We start from the raw sequence: 238 nt of genomic DNA on the forward strand, positions 1-238 counted from the left end.
ATTCGTACTGAGCTGGCTAAAAAAAATCGCCTTGTTAATCGCAAGCGAATTGTCAGGATCATGCGGGAGATGGGCATCGGCGCGATTTATCCCAAGCCAAAAACAACACTAGCAAATAGGGCACACAAGGTTTACCCCTATCTGCTGCGTGATATCGAAGTGACTTACCCGAACCAAGCTTGGGCAATTGATATTACTTATATTCCCATGGCTAAAGGCTTCTTATATTTAGTTGCGA

Annotated in this window: 1 protein-coding gene; it reads left to right on the plus strand. The window is 44.1% G+C overall.

The features are described from left to right. Nucleotides 1-238 (plus strand): IS3 family transposase (locus HC733_RS22825; protein ID WP_342366055.1); only part of this gene is annotated, 238 nt, incomplete at both ends.

It is taken from the genome of Pseudoalteromonas sp. S16_S37 (genome assembly GCF_014694405.1).
In the GTDB taxonomy this organism is placed as follows: Bacteria; Pseudomonadota; Gammaproteobacteria; order Enterobacterales; family Alteromonadaceae; genus Pseudoalteromonas.